General features: G+C 66.2%; 9 protein-coding genes. 7 read left to right on the plus strand and 2 right to left on the minus strand.

The features are described from left to right. Positions 1-100: 100 nt before the first annotated feature. The 3 genes from OPV09_RS15085 to OPV09_RS15095 are packed head-to-tail and all read left to right on the plus strand — an operon-like array spanning position 101 to position 4,895. Positions 101-1,699, plus strand: a complete 1,599-nt coding sequence (locus tag OPV09_RS15085; RefSeq protein ID WP_338678635.1) for an acyl-CoA ligase (AMP-forming), exosortase A system-associated — start codon at positions 101-103, stop codon at positions 1,697-1,699. Then, positions 1,696-2,955, plus strand: coding sequence for a pyridoxal-dependent decarboxylase, exosortase A system-associated (locus OPV09_RS15090; RefSeq protein WP_338678636.1), 1,260 nt, complete (start codon positions 1,696-1,698; stop codon positions 2,953-2,955). The genes OPV09_RS15085 and OPV09_RS15090 overlap by 4 nt, the downstream gene beginning before the upstream one ends. Next, on the plus strand, positions 2,952-4,895 hold the full coding sequence (locus tag OPV09_RS15095; protein ID WP_338678637.1) for an asparagine synthetase B family protein: 1,944 nt from the start codon (positions 2,952-2,954) through the stop codon (positions 4,893-4,895). The genes OPV09_RS15090 and OPV09_RS15095 overlap by 4 nt, the downstream gene beginning before the upstream one ends. Here the strand turns inward: OPV09_RS15095 and OPV09_RS15100 are convergent. Together OPV09_RS15100 and OPV09_RS15105 are read right to left on the minus strand one after the other, a co-directional pair. Beyond that, on the minus strand, positions 4,804-5,739 hold the full coding sequence (locus tag OPV09_RS15100; protein ID WP_338678638.1) for a polysaccharide deacetylase family protein: 936 nt from the start codon (positions 5,737-5,739) through the stop codon (positions 4,804-4,806). The genes OPV09_RS15095 and OPV09_RS15100 overlap by 92 nt on opposite strands. Continuing rightward, positions 5,736-7,028: a putative O-glycosylation ligase, exosortase A system-associated gene (locus OPV09_RS15105; protein ID WP_338678639.1), complete on the minus strand. Its 1,293-nt coding sequence runs from the start codon at positions 7,026-7,028 to the stop codon at positions 5,736-5,738. The genes OPV09_RS15100 and OPV09_RS15105 overlap by 4 nt, the downstream gene beginning before the upstream one ends. Before the next feature lie 138 nt (positions 7,029-7,166). Between OPV09_RS15105 and OPV09_RS15110 the strand changes: the two genes are divergently transcribed. The 4 genes from OPV09_RS15110 to OPV09_RS15125 are packed head-to-tail and all read left to right on the plus strand — an operon-like array spanning position 7,167 to position 13,379. Continuing rightward, positions 7,167-9,251 carry a glycosyltransferase gene (locus OPV09_RS15110; protein ID WP_338678640.1) on the plus strand — a complete coding sequence of 695 codons (2,085 nt, stop codon included), beginning with the start codon at positions 7,167-7,169 and terminating at the stop codon, positions 9,249-9,251. A 15-nt stretch (positions 9,252-9,266) separates the two neighbouring features. Beyond that, positions 9,267-10,739 carry a lipopolysaccharide biosynthesis protein gene (locus OPV09_RS15115; RefSeq protein ID WP_338678641.1) on the plus strand — a complete coding sequence of 491 codons (1,473 nt, stop codon included), beginning with the start codon at positions 9,267-9,269 and terminating at the stop codon, positions 10,737-10,739. A gap of 2 nt (positions 10,740-10,741) precedes the next feature. Next, complete coding sequence (locus OPV09_RS15120; protein ID WP_338678642.1) at positions 10,742-11,815, plus strand: glycosyltransferase family 4 protein; 1,074 nt, start codon at positions 10,742-10,744, stop codon at positions 11,813-11,815. Further along, positions 11,805-13,379 carry an MBOAT family protein gene (locus OPV09_RS15125; protein ID WP_338678643.1) on the plus strand — a complete coding sequence of 525 codons (1,575 nt, stop codon included), beginning with the start codon at positions 11,805-11,807 and terminating at the stop codon, positions 13,377-13,379. The genes OPV09_RS15120 and OPV09_RS15125 overlap by 11 nt, the downstream gene beginning before the upstream one ends.

A 13,379-nucleotide genomic window follows, 5' to 3' on the forward strand; every position in this document is an offset into this window, starting at 1 on the left:
TGGGGAGAGGTGCTTGCTTGATAAAAATCAACACTGCCGCGCCCGTTTGTCCCAATCATAGGGGGATGCATGGCAATCATGGCAACCCTGGGGCGACACGATGGCAACACTGATACACGATCTGATCTTTGAAACGGCGCAGCGCGCGCCCCACGCGCCGGCCCTGTCGTGGCAGGGCGAGGAGCTGAGCTATGGCGCGCTGGCGCAGTCCGTGCGCGAGGCGGCAGCGACCCTGCTGACCCTGGGCTTGCAAGGTGGCGCGCGCGTGGCCGTGTACCTGGAAAAACGCCCGGAAAACGTCAGCGCCATGTTTGGCGCGGCGGCAGCCGGCGGCGTGTTCGTGCCCGTCAATCCGCTGCTCAAGCCGGACCAGGTGGCGTATATCCTGGCCGACTGCAACGTAGCCATCCTCGTTACCTCGCGCGAACGCCTGGCGCAGCTGGGCCACGCGCTGGCCGCCTGCCCGGACTTGCGGACGGTGCTGCTGACGGGCGAAGGGGAGGCGGAGTCCAGCCTGGGCAAGGTGCGCGTGCTGCCGTGGAGCGCGGTCTCCGCCGCCAGCGTGCCCGCGCCTCAGCCGCATGCGGCGATCGACGTGGACATGGCCGCCATTCTATATACCTCGGGCAGCACGGGACGGCCGAAAGGCGTGGTGCTGTCGCACCGCAACATGCTGGCGGGCGCGCTCAGCGTGTCGGGCTATTTGCGCAACACGCCGCAGGACCGTATTTTATGCGTCCTGCCGCTCAGTTTTGATTACGGCCTGAGCCAGCTGACGACGGCATTTGCCAGCGGCGCCTGTGCCGTACTGATGAATTATCTGCTGCTGCGCGATATCGTCGAAACCGTCGAGCAGGAAGCCATCACGGGCCTGGCCGCCGTGCCGCCGCTGTGGGTGCAGCTGTCCCAGCTGAGCTGGCCCTTGTCCACGCCTTTGCGCTACATCACCAATTCGGGCGGCGTGATGCAGCGCTCCACGCTCGACCGGCTGCGCCAGTCGTTGCCGCGCGTGCAGGTCTACCTGATGTATGGCTTGACGGAAGCGTTCCGCTCGACCTATTTGGCGCCGGAACAGCTGGAACGGCGCCCCGATTCCATCGGGCAAGCGATCCCGAACGCGGAAGTGCTGGTGCTGCGTCCCGACGGCAGCGTGTGCGACGCCGATGAGCCGGGCGAACTCGTGCACCGTGGCGCGCTGGTGGCGCTCGGCTACTGGAACGACGCGGCGCGCACGGCCGAACGCTTCAAACCGCTGCCGCCGCAGGCGAGTGGCCTGGTGCTGCCGGAGCTGGCCGTCTGGTCGGGCGACACGGTGCGACGCGATGCGGATGGCTATCTGTATTTCGTCGGGCGCAGCGACGATATGATCAAGACGTCGGGCTACCGGGTCAGCCCGGCCGAGATCGAGGAAGTCGCGTATGCGAGCGGACTGGTGGGCGATGCCGCCGCGCTGGGCCTGCCCCATGCCGTGCTGGGCCAGGCCATCGCCTTGCTCGTCACGCCCGCGCCCGGTGTGGAATTGCAGCGCGACAGCGTGCTGGCCGCCTGCCGCGCACGCCTGCCCAGCTATATGGTGCCGCTGTGGGTGGAGATCCGCGACGGCGTGCTGCCGCGCAATCCGAACGGCAAGATCGACCGCCCCTTGCTGGCCCGGGAACTGGCGCGTGCGTATGCGGTCCAAACAGGAGACGCGGCATGAAGGACTTGATCCGCTCGAACAGTACGGAATTGCCCTTGCACTCGGCCTTGGGCCAGCAGTTTGCCATGGACGGCGACATGCTGCAGGTCGGCGGTATTTCTTTACGCCGGCTGGCGCAGAGGGTGGGCGGCACGCCGTTCTATGCCTATGACCGCGCGCATATCACGCGCCGCGTGGCGCAATTGCGCGCCGCCTTGCCCGCCGGCGTGCATGTGCATTACGCGATGAAGGCCAACCCCATGCCGGCCGTGGTGCAATGGCTGGCGGGCCTGGTCGACGGCATCGACGTGGCCTCGGGCGGCGAACTGGCCACGGCGCTCGATACACCGATGGCGCCGGAGCGCATCAGCTTTGCGGGCCCGGGCAAGAGCGATGGGGAACTGGCGCGGGCCGTGGCCGCTGGCGTATTGATCAACGTGGAGTCGGGCGCCCAGCTGGAAAGGGTGGCGCTGGCCAGCGAACGGTTGGGCATGACGGCCAGGGTGGCCGTACGCGTGAATCCTGATTTCGCCTTGCGCCGCACGGGCATGCGCATGGGCGGCGGCGCGCAGCCGTTTGGCGTCGATGCGGCCCTCGTGCCGGCGCTGCTGGGCCGCATCGGTCAGCTGGGGCTGGATTTTCACGGTTTTCACCTGTATGCGGGTTCGCAAAGCCTGTCGGCGGCGGCCCTGGCTGAAGCGCAGGCCCTGAGCGTGCAACTGGCCCTGCAACTGGCCGACAGCGCGCCGTCGCCCTTGCGCACCCTGAATATCGGCGGCGGCTTCGGCGTGCCGTATTTTCCCGGCGACCAGGCGCTGGACCTGGCGCCTGTGGCGGACGGCTTGCAGCGGCAGCTCGATCTGCTGGCCCAGGCGGCGCCCGGCGCGCGCCTGAACCTGGAGCTGGGCCGCTATCTGGTGGCCGAGGCGGGCATCTATGTGTGTAAGGTGCTCGAACGCAAGGTGTCGCATGGACAAGTGTTTCTCGTCACGGATGGCGGCTTGCACCACCACTTGGCGGCCTCGGGCAATTTCGGCCAGCTGATCCGCAAGAATTACCCGGTCGCCATCGGCAACCGGCTGCATGGCGGGGCGCGCGAAGTGGCGTCCGTCGTGGGACCGTTGTGCACGCCGCTGGACTTGCTGGCCGATCAGATGGAGATGGCGCGCGCCGAAGAGGGCGACCTGGTGGTCGTGTTCCAGTCGGGCGCGTATGGCTTGACGGCCAGCCCCACGGCCTTTCTTGGCCATCCGTTGCCGGCCGAGGTGCTCGTATGAGCGGCCTGTGCGGTTGGCTGGCGGCGACCGGCGGGGCAGCGGGCTCTGTCGCCGCCGATGCCGATGCCAGTGGCGCCGCGCTGGCCGGCATGGCCGCGCCCCTGTCGCGTTTCGATAGGGCCCCCTTGACTGCCTGCGTGAGCGAAGTGGGTGGCGTGGCCGTGGCCGCGATCGACGGCAGCCGCCATGTGTATCAGCAGGATGGCTTGCAAGTGGCTATCTGGGGCCGGCCCATGCTTGACGGTTCGGCCGATGACGTGGCAAGCCGCCTCGCTTCCCTTTGGCTGAGCCGGGGCGTGGCGGCCTGCGCCAGCCTGTCCGGGCCATTTGCTATAGCTATCCTCGACTCTTTTTCCGGCTCGGCCCTGCTGGCAGTGGACCGCGCCGGAATCCACCCCCTCAGCTATGCGGGTAATGCGCAAGGCTTGTTCTTTGCCTCCTCGCATGACGCCTTGCTGGCCCATCCGTCCGTGCGGGGCGCGCTCGATCCGCAAGCGCTTTATCACTACCTGTTCTTCCACATGGTGCCTGGCCCGGCCACGGCTTACCTGGGCCAGCAGCGCTTGCTGCCCGGCGAATACCTGCATGTGCGCGGCGGCAAGCAATGCAAGGGCAGTTACTGGCAGCTGGCTTTCCGGGAGCCGGGCGCGGCGCGCCCGCGGGCCAGCTTTGCCAGCAACAAGCAGGAATTCCTGCGCCTGCTGCGCCAGTCCGTGGAAAGCAGCCTGGGCGCGGATGGCGCGGACACGGGCGCGTTTCTCAGCGGCGGCACGGACAGTTCCACCGTGGCCGCCATCATGGGGCAAGTGACGGGCCGGCCGGCGCGCACGTATTCCATCGGTTTCGACGCGCCCGGCTATGACGAAATGGCGTATGCGCGCCTGGCCGCCAGTCACGCGGGCAGCATCCACCACGAGCGCTACGTGACGCCAGCCGATGTGCTGGCCGCCATTCCCGCCATGGCGGCCATCTTCGACCAGCCTTTCGGCAACGCCTCGGCCATTCCCGCCTTTTACTGCGCGCAGATGGCGCGCGAGGATGGCGTAACGCGCTTGCTCGGCGGCGACGGCGGCGATGAACTGTTTGGCGGCAATGAGCGCTATGCGCACCAGGCCTTGCTGTCGCAGTACGAGCGCTTGCCCGCCGTGCTGCGCCAGGCCATCATCGAGCCGCTGCTGTTCCGCGAGCGCACGGGCAAGCCGTGGCGGCTGGGCGACAAGGCGCGCCGCTACATCGAGCTATCGAGCCTGCCGCTGCCGGCACGGCTCGACAGCTACAACCTGCTGCTGCGCCATGGCCACCGCACGGTGCTGGAAGCGGGTTTCATCGACACCATCGACCCGGGCATGGCACCCGGCTGCGTGAATGGCGCGTATTGGGAGCGGCAAGGCCAGGGCTTGAGCCAGATCAATGAACTGCTGGCGCTCGACATGCGTTTTACTTTGGCCGACAACGACCTGTTCAAGGTGCGCAAGGCGTGCGAGCTGGCCGGCGTGGAAGCGGCGTTTCCCTTCCTGCACGATGCGATGGTGGCGTTTGCCGCCCGCCTGGCGCCACGCGACAAGCTCGACGGCATGCGGCTGCGGCCCTTCTTCAAGCGGGCGCTGGCGGAAATCCTGCCGCCGGCCATCGTGCGCAAGAAAAAGCACGGCTTCGGCCTGCCTTTCGGCCTGTGGCTGCACAGTCATCCGCCGCTGCGCGAGTTTGCATTCGACAACCTCACGCAGCTGCGCGGACGCGGCATCGTGCGGTCCGCCTTCATCGACGATCTGCAAGGGCGCTTGCTGGCGGAACATCCGGCCTATCACGGCACCATGGTGTGGCTGCTGCTGATGCTGGAACAGTGGCTCAGCCAGCATCCAGGCGCGCTGGGTGCGCTTGCCGGCGGTTTTGCCGCATGCGCCACAGAAACGCCAGCCGTCCTCGATCCCACGGCGTAAAGCGGGGCAGCTGCAGCAGGTCGAGCCCCGCGCCGGGGCGCGCCACGCCCCAGTCCGTGGCCACGGCCGCCTTGAAACCGAGGCTTTTGACCATCGCCACGTGCGGCGCGCCATAGTCGCGCCCGGCCTTGCCGTTCGGATATGCAAACAGAGTGACGGGCGCCTGGATCAAACTTTCCAGCTGGCGCTTGCCGTCGGCGATGTTTTGCCGCGCCGCGTGGTCCGGCAAGGTGGACAAAATCGGGTGGCTGTCCGTGTGCGCGCCCACCTCCATGCCGGCCGCATGCAATTGGCGCAGCTGCGCCGTGCTCAGCATGGCGGGCGGACCAGCCAGAACGCCCGCCTGGCGGCGTATCCGCATGGCCAGCTGCTGGCGCCGGGCGAACGGCAGGTATTTGAGCTGCCCCAGCAGGGTGGCGATGGCCGCTTGCCGCTGCGCCAGGCTGGCGACGGGGAACGTCCCCAGCTCGTGTTTGCGCAAGTCCAGCACGGGCCCGGCCGCCTGGCGCACGGCCTCGATCACCGTGTCGTTCCACATTTGCCCGCCGTCCAGGTAGCCCGTGGCGATGAAAAACGTGGCGTGCATGCCATGGCGCCGCAGCAGCGGCAGGGCGACTTGCGCATTGTCCGCATAGCCGTCGTCGAAGGTGATGCAGGCGGCGCGCTGCGGCAGGCTGCCATTCTGCAAGCGCTGCACGGCATCGCTCAGTGACAGCGGCGTATAGAAGCGTTTCAGCAGGCGCAGCTGGCGCTCGAACAGCACGGCGTCCACTTCGCCGGGAAACAGCGGGTCGGGCCGCGCCAGCACGCGGTGGTAGATCAGGATGGACAAGGTGGCTGTCATGGCTGCTCCACGATGGCGGTCCGGGGCCTGGCCTGGCGCGAAGTAGAGGTGAGCGTGGGCACCTGCCGCTCGACGATGATGCGCGTGGCGATCAGGGCGGCCATCAGGTAATACGGCATGTCGAAGTACAGCAGGCTGAGGAAGGCGCCGCCCACGGCAAAGCCGATCAGGCTGGCCTGGCTCATGGTGGCCAGGCCGTGCGCCCAGCGCAATTCTGGCTTGCCCCGCGTGCGGCGGATGATGGCGGCGGCCGTGCGCCAGGTGGCGATGCCCAGCGCCAGGTAAATCAGCAAGCCGACAAAGCCGTGTTCGCCCAGTGCCTGGAAATAGATGCTGTGCGCCGCATGCACGTCCATGGGGTTGGGCGCATAGCGGGCAAAGATGGCCGCGTCGGAGACGTCGAAGCCGCCGCCGGGAAAACGGTCGCGTGCCAAATTCCAGGCCATGCGCCAGGCATTCAGGCGGCCCATGGCGGAGACATCGTCCTGATAGGTGTTGATGGTGTCCATGCGTTCGGCCCAGCGCTCGGGCATGAAGGCCAGCAGCAGCGGCGCGACGGCGCCGAGCAGCGCGCCCAGCACCATCTTGCGGTCGCTTTTCAGCCACATGAACAGGCCCATGGCGGCAATGGCCAGCAGCCCGCCGCGCGAATACGAGCCCAGCGCCGCCAGGGCCGACAACAGCATCGCCGCGGACAAGCCGTGGCGCACCCAGCGTTTATCCGTGTTTTGCTGCAGATAATACATGAGGGGGATGGTGATGATCAGGGCCAGGGCCAGCGCATTGTTATCCCCGATAAACGTTTCTTCCGGCCCCCATACCCGGTCCGTGCCGCCGCTGCGGATGGTGAAGATGCCGCCTTTCACGCCGTAATAGCCGATCGACCCCACCAGCACCCAGATCAGGCGCACGATGTCGCGCCGTGTGCGTATCACCATCATGATGACAAAGCTCATCAGCATGATCTTCATCACCTTGTTCCACTGCACCCATGACGATTCCGGAATCAGGGCGAACGGGGCCGTGACATTCATCCACATGACGAACAGCAGCAGCAGCACGCTGACGGGCGTGAGCGGCAGGTTTTTCGGCTCGCGCGTCATGACGAGGCTGATCAGGGTGGCGATGGCGATGATGAAGGCGAACGGCATGTGGGTGGCAAAGCCCCAGCCCTGCGTGTGCGGGTTCATCACGCTGACCCAGACCCACATCAGGCCGCCGGTGGCCGGTGTCTTCAGGATGAAGGGCAGCGAGCCCAGGATGATGATGGTAATCAGTATGTCGCGCATGAAGGGAGACGCTCCTGGTTGTGCCCGGGTTGGCAAGGTATTGATGCCTGTCAACGGGCTGGCGGGCAGGCTCAGTACACTGGATCAACACTGCTTGAGTACATAGTTTTGTCATGGTAAGACCAAGGAGGCATGTCCTTGTTGACCGTTCTCATGGCGACCTACAATGGCGCCGGCACCTTGCCCCAGGTATTGCGCGCCTACATGGAGTTGCGAGCCCCCGTGGGCGGCTGGCGCCTGATCATCGCCGACAATGGCAGCACGGACGCCACGGCCCAGGTGATCGCCGCCTTCCGCGGCCGCTTGCCCTTGCGTTCCGTCTACGTGGCGCGGCGCGGCCGCAGTCCCGCCCTGAACGGGGCTGTCGAACACGCCTTGCGTTCAAGCGGCGATGGCGGCGAGCTGTTCGTGTTTGGCGATGACGACGCCATGCCCGCATCGGACTGGCTGTGCCGCTTGCAGGACAGCGCGCGCGCTCACCCCGGCTACGCCCTGTTCGGCGGCGCCATCGTGCCCGCCTGGCGCGAGCAACCGGCGGAATGGCTGCTGCGCCTGACCCCCGTTGGCCTGACGTGGGGCATCACCAGCCCCGATTTGCGCGACGCGCCCATCTATCCGGGCCTGGTCTGGGGCGCCAACATGGCGATACGCCGCCGCATCTTCGAGGCGGGCGCCCGCTATGATGAAAGCATCGGCCCGCAAGGCGCCAACTACGCCATGGGCAGCGAAACCCGGCTCAACCTGGAGATGCATGCGGCCGGCAATCCTTCCTGGTTTTGTCCGCAAGCGAAAGTGGCGCACATCATCCGCGCTCAACAAGTACAGCGCGCCTGGATACTGCGCCGCGCCATGCTGTTTGGCCGCGGCCAATGCCGTCTGGCCACATTCGCACCAAGCGTGGAGTTGCTCGGCGTACCGCGCTGGATGCTGGGCAGATACGTGCGCGACTCCCTCGGCGCCGTGCGGGCCTGGCTGCGGCGCGACCACGCCGACCTGTTCCTGCGCCAGTGGGAACGGGCCTGGCTGCGCGGCTTTTTCCATGAAGCGTGGCGCGGACGGCGCAAACGCTTGCCGCGCATCGTCATCAGCAGTTATTCGGGCGAGCTGGGCGGCATGGAGCTGCGCATGGCGCAAGAGGCGAAAGTACTGGGCGCGAGCGGCTATGACAGCGTGCTTGCCCTGCGGCGCTTTCCCGGTTTTACTGCCTGGGTGCAAGGTTTGCGCGCGCAGCATCTGCAGGTGCGTGTGTATGAACCGCCCTTGTTTCTCGAACACTGGGCCTGGCGGCGCTGGAACTGGCTGCGCGCCAGGGTCACGGGAGCGTGGCGGCTGCGGCGGCTGAGGCCCGACCTCGTCCACGTGGCGTTTTGCTGGACCAGCTATGGCGCTTCCATCCTGTGGCTGGCGCGGCAATGCCGCTTGCCTGCCGTGATCAGCGTGCACAATGCCTTTCCGCTGGAAGCGTTCAGCGACTGGCAGCGGCCGCGGCTGCAGGAAGCGTTCCGCACCGTCAAAGGCGTGTATGCCGTGTCGCCGTCGGCCATGCGGCATTTCCTCGAGCTGTACCGCGGCATGCTGAACCCGGAAACGCGGCTGGCCGTCATTCCCAATGGCGTCGATACGGATACTTTTATCGTCTCTCCCGAACGCAGGGTGCTGGCGCGGCGGCAACTTGGGGTGCCAGCGGACGCGCTCGTGCTCGGCTGCGTGGCCCGGCTGTCCGCGCAAAAGCGTCCGCAAGTGCTGCTGGCCCTGTTCGCCAGACTGGCCAAGCAATTTCCCAATCTATATTTAGTGCTGGTAGGCACGGGGCCGCTGGAAGCCATGCTGCGGCTGCAGGCACAGCAATCAGGCTTGCAGGAGCGCATCGTGTTTGCCGGCTTCCAGCAGCATGTCGAGTTGTTGATGCCGGCCTTCGACCTGCATGTGCTGCTCAGTAAAAACGAGGGTTTCGGCATCGCCACCATCGAGGCCATGGCCTGCGGCGTGCCGGCCGTGGGAACGGACGTGCCGGGCACCCACGATATCCTGCACGATAGTGAAGGCGGGCTGCTGCTGCCGATCGACGACGAGCACGCCGCCTGCGCGGCCGTGGCGCAGCTATTGCTGGATGCGCCCCGGCGCACCCGCATGGGACGGCTGGCGCGCGAGGAAACCGTGCAGCGCTATTCAATGCCGCGCCTGGAACGCCAGCTGCGCGCGTTTTACGCCGGCCTCGTGTAGGCGCGGGCGGCCCGCATGAGCGCCACCCGTCACTCGTTTTTCTTTTCGTTCGCCGAAAAATACACGGTACTGCTGCTGGGTATCGTCGCCACCATGGTGCTGTCGCGTTTGCTGACGCCGGCCGAAGTGGGCGTATATTCGCTGGGCGCCGTGCTGGTGGCGCTGGCGCAAGTGGTGCGCGACTTTGGCGTGGGGCAATACCTAATCCAGGAAAAGCAGCTCGATACGGTGAAATTGCGGGCCGCGCTGGCCACCAGCCTGCTCGTCGCCTGGCTGCTGGCAGGGTTGGTGCTGCTGGCCAGCGCGCCGCTCGCGCAGTTCTATGGCGAACCCCGGCTGACCCTCGTGCTGCGCTTGCTGGCGATCAATTTCCTGTTGATACCGTTCAGCGCATTAACGTTACCGATGCTGCGTCGGCAACTGCGCTTTCGCGCCATCTACGCCATCAATGCGGCCAATAGCGTCGTCAACTTGCTGGTGGCCGTGCTGCTGGCGCTGCAGGGCTACAGTTACATGAGCATGGTGTGGGCGGCGCTGGCCGGTTCCTGCGCGTCGCTGCTGGTGAGCCTGCTGGTGCGGCCTGCAGAGTTACCATGGTTGCCGGGACGGCGCGGCATGGGCGATATCGCCCGCTTTGGCGCGTATGCGACGGGGGGCGGCCTCGTCGACGAGGCGGGCGTGGCGGCGCCGGACCTGATCATCGGCAAGTTGATCGGCATTGAAAGCCTGGCCCTGTTCGGCAAGGCGCAAAGCGTACTGAATATCTTTAACCAGGCCATCACCAGCGCGATTTCTCCCGTCGTGTTTCCCCTGTTCGCGGCCCGCGCAAGGGGGGAAGGGGGGCAGGGCGGGGCGGAGCTCGTGTATTTGCGCACGATCAGCTATATGACGGCGCTGGCATGGCCGTTTTTTCTCTTTCTCGCCTGCATGGCTTTGCCCTTGGTCAAGGTGTTGTATGGCACGCAATGGCTAGGCTGTGTGCCCTTGATACGCATCATGTGCCTGTCCTCGGCCGTGTATAGCATGTTCAGCATGGCCCGCTACCTGTTCGTGGCGACGGGCCAGCTGCATGCGCAGGTGCGGCTCGATGCCTGCGCTGGCGTCATCAAAGTGGCGCTGCTGCTGGCCGCGGCGCCGTTCGGTCTGGTGGCCGTGGCCTGGGCCGTGGTGCTCAGCAATGTGCTGCGCAGCTGGCTGAACTACAACTGCCTGCGGCGCTTGAGCGCACTGGACTGGCGCATCCTGGCGCGAGCAGTGCGCAAGAGTTTGCTGCTCTGCGGTGTCAGCGCCGTTGCGCCCGTCGCTTCGCTGCTGTGGCTGCCAACGGACACCCCGGCGCTGCTGGCGCTCATGGGCACGGCGCTGGCCACCTTGCTGTGCTGGTTGGCCGGTCTGTTCCTGTTGAAGCATGAACTCGCTGGCGAGTTTCTGTTGTTGCAACGCAAGCTCGCTGGCCGATGGCTGGCAGTCAAATGCACGAAAGGATGACCATGCGTGTCGGTATCTTGTCCTACCCGATGCTGTTCCAGCGCGACGGCGGCTTGCAGATCCAGGTACGCGAAACCATTGCCGCGCTGAACCGGCTGCCCCAGCAGCCGGCGCGTCCGCTGGAAGTGGAACTGGTCGACGCCAACCATCAGCGGCTGGCCGATTTCGACGTGCTGCACGTGTTTTCAGCGAGCAATGGCACTTACCGCATCATGGAAATGGCCAGCGAGCAAGGCGTGCCCGTCGTGCTGTCGCCGCTGCTGTCGCCCAGCTGGGGCCGCGCCAGCGCCTGGCGCGCGCGGCTGGCGGACCGGCTGGCGGGCCGGCTGACGGAATGGATGGTGCAAACGAGCTATGCGCAAACCCGGCGCGCCCTGCAACTGGCCGACGTGGTGATCGCGCTGGGCGAGGCCGAGCGTGACGCCATCGTGCAAGGTTTCGGCATGGGAGCCGACACCATCCGCGTCTTGCCCAACGGAATCAACCCGCATTTCTTCACGGCCAATGGCGACCTGTTCCTGCGCGAAACGGGTATCGCCGGGCCGTTCGTGCTGATGGTGGGCAGTATTTCACCGTATAAAAACCAGCTGGGACTGGCCCAGGCGCTGGCGGGCGCCGGCTTGCCCCTCGTGCTGATCGGCGCCGCGCCGCGCGAACAGCAAGCATATCTGCAATTGCTGCTGGACTTGCCGCACGTCAGCTGGCTGGGCGCGCTCGACCATGCCGACCCGCTGCTGGCCAGCGCCTACCATGCGGCGGCCGTGGCGGCCTTGCCCAGCCAGGGCGAGGTGTTTCCCTTGAGCGTGCTCGAAGCGCTGGCGGCCGGCACGCCCGTCGTCATGACGGCGCAAAGCGCGCTGGACTTGCCCGACTCCATCTTTGCGCTGCGCAAGGTGCGCTGGGACGATGGCGCCGCGCAGCGCCAGGCCATCCTCGAACTGCTGGCGCTGCCGCCCGAACGCTCGCGCGTGCAAGCCCTCGTGGAACGCTTTACGTGGGAGCGGGTGGCGGCCCAGATTGCCGATTGCTACTACCAGGCGCAGTCGCTGCCTGCCAGGAGGCAACATGCTGTTTAATTCCTTCGCCTTCCTGTTCGGCTATCTGCCCATCGTGCTGGCCGGCTATTTTCTGCTGGACCGCCTGGCGCCCGCCGCAGGCACATCCGCCAGCTGGCGCCGCCTGGCCCCCGCGACGTGGCTGGCGCTTGCCTCGCTGTTCTTCTATGCATGGTGGGACGTGCGCTACCTGCCGCTGCTGCTGGCGTCGATCTGCGTCAATTACGGCGCGGGGCGCCTGATCGGCGCACGGGCAGGAGCGGCCCGCAAGCGGGCGCTGGTCGTGGCGCTGGTGCTGAACCTGGGGCTGCTCGCCTACTACAAATATGCGAATTTCTTCATCGACAGCGTCAATGCCATCGCCGTGACCGCTGGTGCTGGCGCTGGCAGCCTGCCATGGCACGGCCTCGACATCATCCTGCCGATCGGCATCTCTTTCTTTACCTTCACGCAGATCGCCTTCCTCGTCGATTGCTACCGGGGCGAGGTGCGCGAATACCGTTTCATCCATTACGTGCTGTTCGTCAGCTATTTCCCCCATCTGATCGCCGGCCCCGTGCTGCACCACCGCGACATGATGCCGCAGTTCGCCGACCCCGCCAATGCCCATCCGCGCGCCGCCAATTTCGCCATCGGCTTGTCGATTTTCACCATAGGCCTGGCAAAAAAGGTGCTGATCGCCGACAACCTGTCGCCGCTGGCCATCCCCATCTTCGCGGCAGGCGCCGAGCCGACCCTGATTGAAGCGTGGATCGGCGTGCTGGCCTACACGTTCCAGCTGTATTTCGACTTTTCCGGCTATTCCGACATGGCCATCGGCCTGTCGCGCCTGTTTGGCGTGAAATTGCCGCTGAACTTCAACTCGCCGTACAAGGCGGCCAATATCGCCGACTTCTGGCGCCGCTGGCACATGACCTTGTCGCGTTTCCTGCGCGACTATTTATATATCCCGCTGGGCGGCAGCCGGCGCGGCGAAGCCATGCGCTACCGCAACCTGATGCTGACCATGCTGCTGGGCGGCCTGTGGCATGGCGCCGGCTGGACGTTTGTCATCTGGGGCGGCTTGCACGGCCTGTACCTGGTGCTGCAGCAGGCGTGGCAACGGGTGTTTGGCGCGGCGCCGGGCTACTGCTGGCTGCGCTGGTGGCCCGGCGTCCTGACCTTTCTTGCCGTCATGCTGGCCTGGGTCTTCTTCCGCGCGCCCGACGTGGCCACGGCCTGGGACATCACGGGCGCGCTGGTGGGGGCGAACGGCGTAAGCCTGCCGCGCGGCCTGGCCAGCCAGGCGTCCAGCCTGGCGCAGTGGGGCCTGCATCCCGCGTTCGATGGCATCCGCTGGATCGAACTGGCAGGGCCAGGCTTGCCCGTGCTGCTGGCGGCGATGCTGCTGGCCTTCAAGGCGCCCAATACGCAAGAAATATTCTTTCTCTATGAGCCTGCGATTGAAAGAATCTTTCAGCCCGCAGGGCGCTGGTCCTTCAGCTGGCGGCCCACCTCGCGCTGGAGCGTGGGCTTGGCCGCGCTGTTCGTTGCCTGCATCTTCGGCATGAACCGGGTCACCGAATTTCTTTACTTCCAGTTCTGA

It is taken from the genome of Janthinobacterium sp. TB1-E2 (assembly GCF_036885605.1).
GTDB classification, from domain to species: domain Bacteria; phylum Pseudomonadota; class Gammaproteobacteria; order Burkholderiales; family Burkholderiaceae_D; genus Janthinobacterium; species Janthinobacterium aestuarii.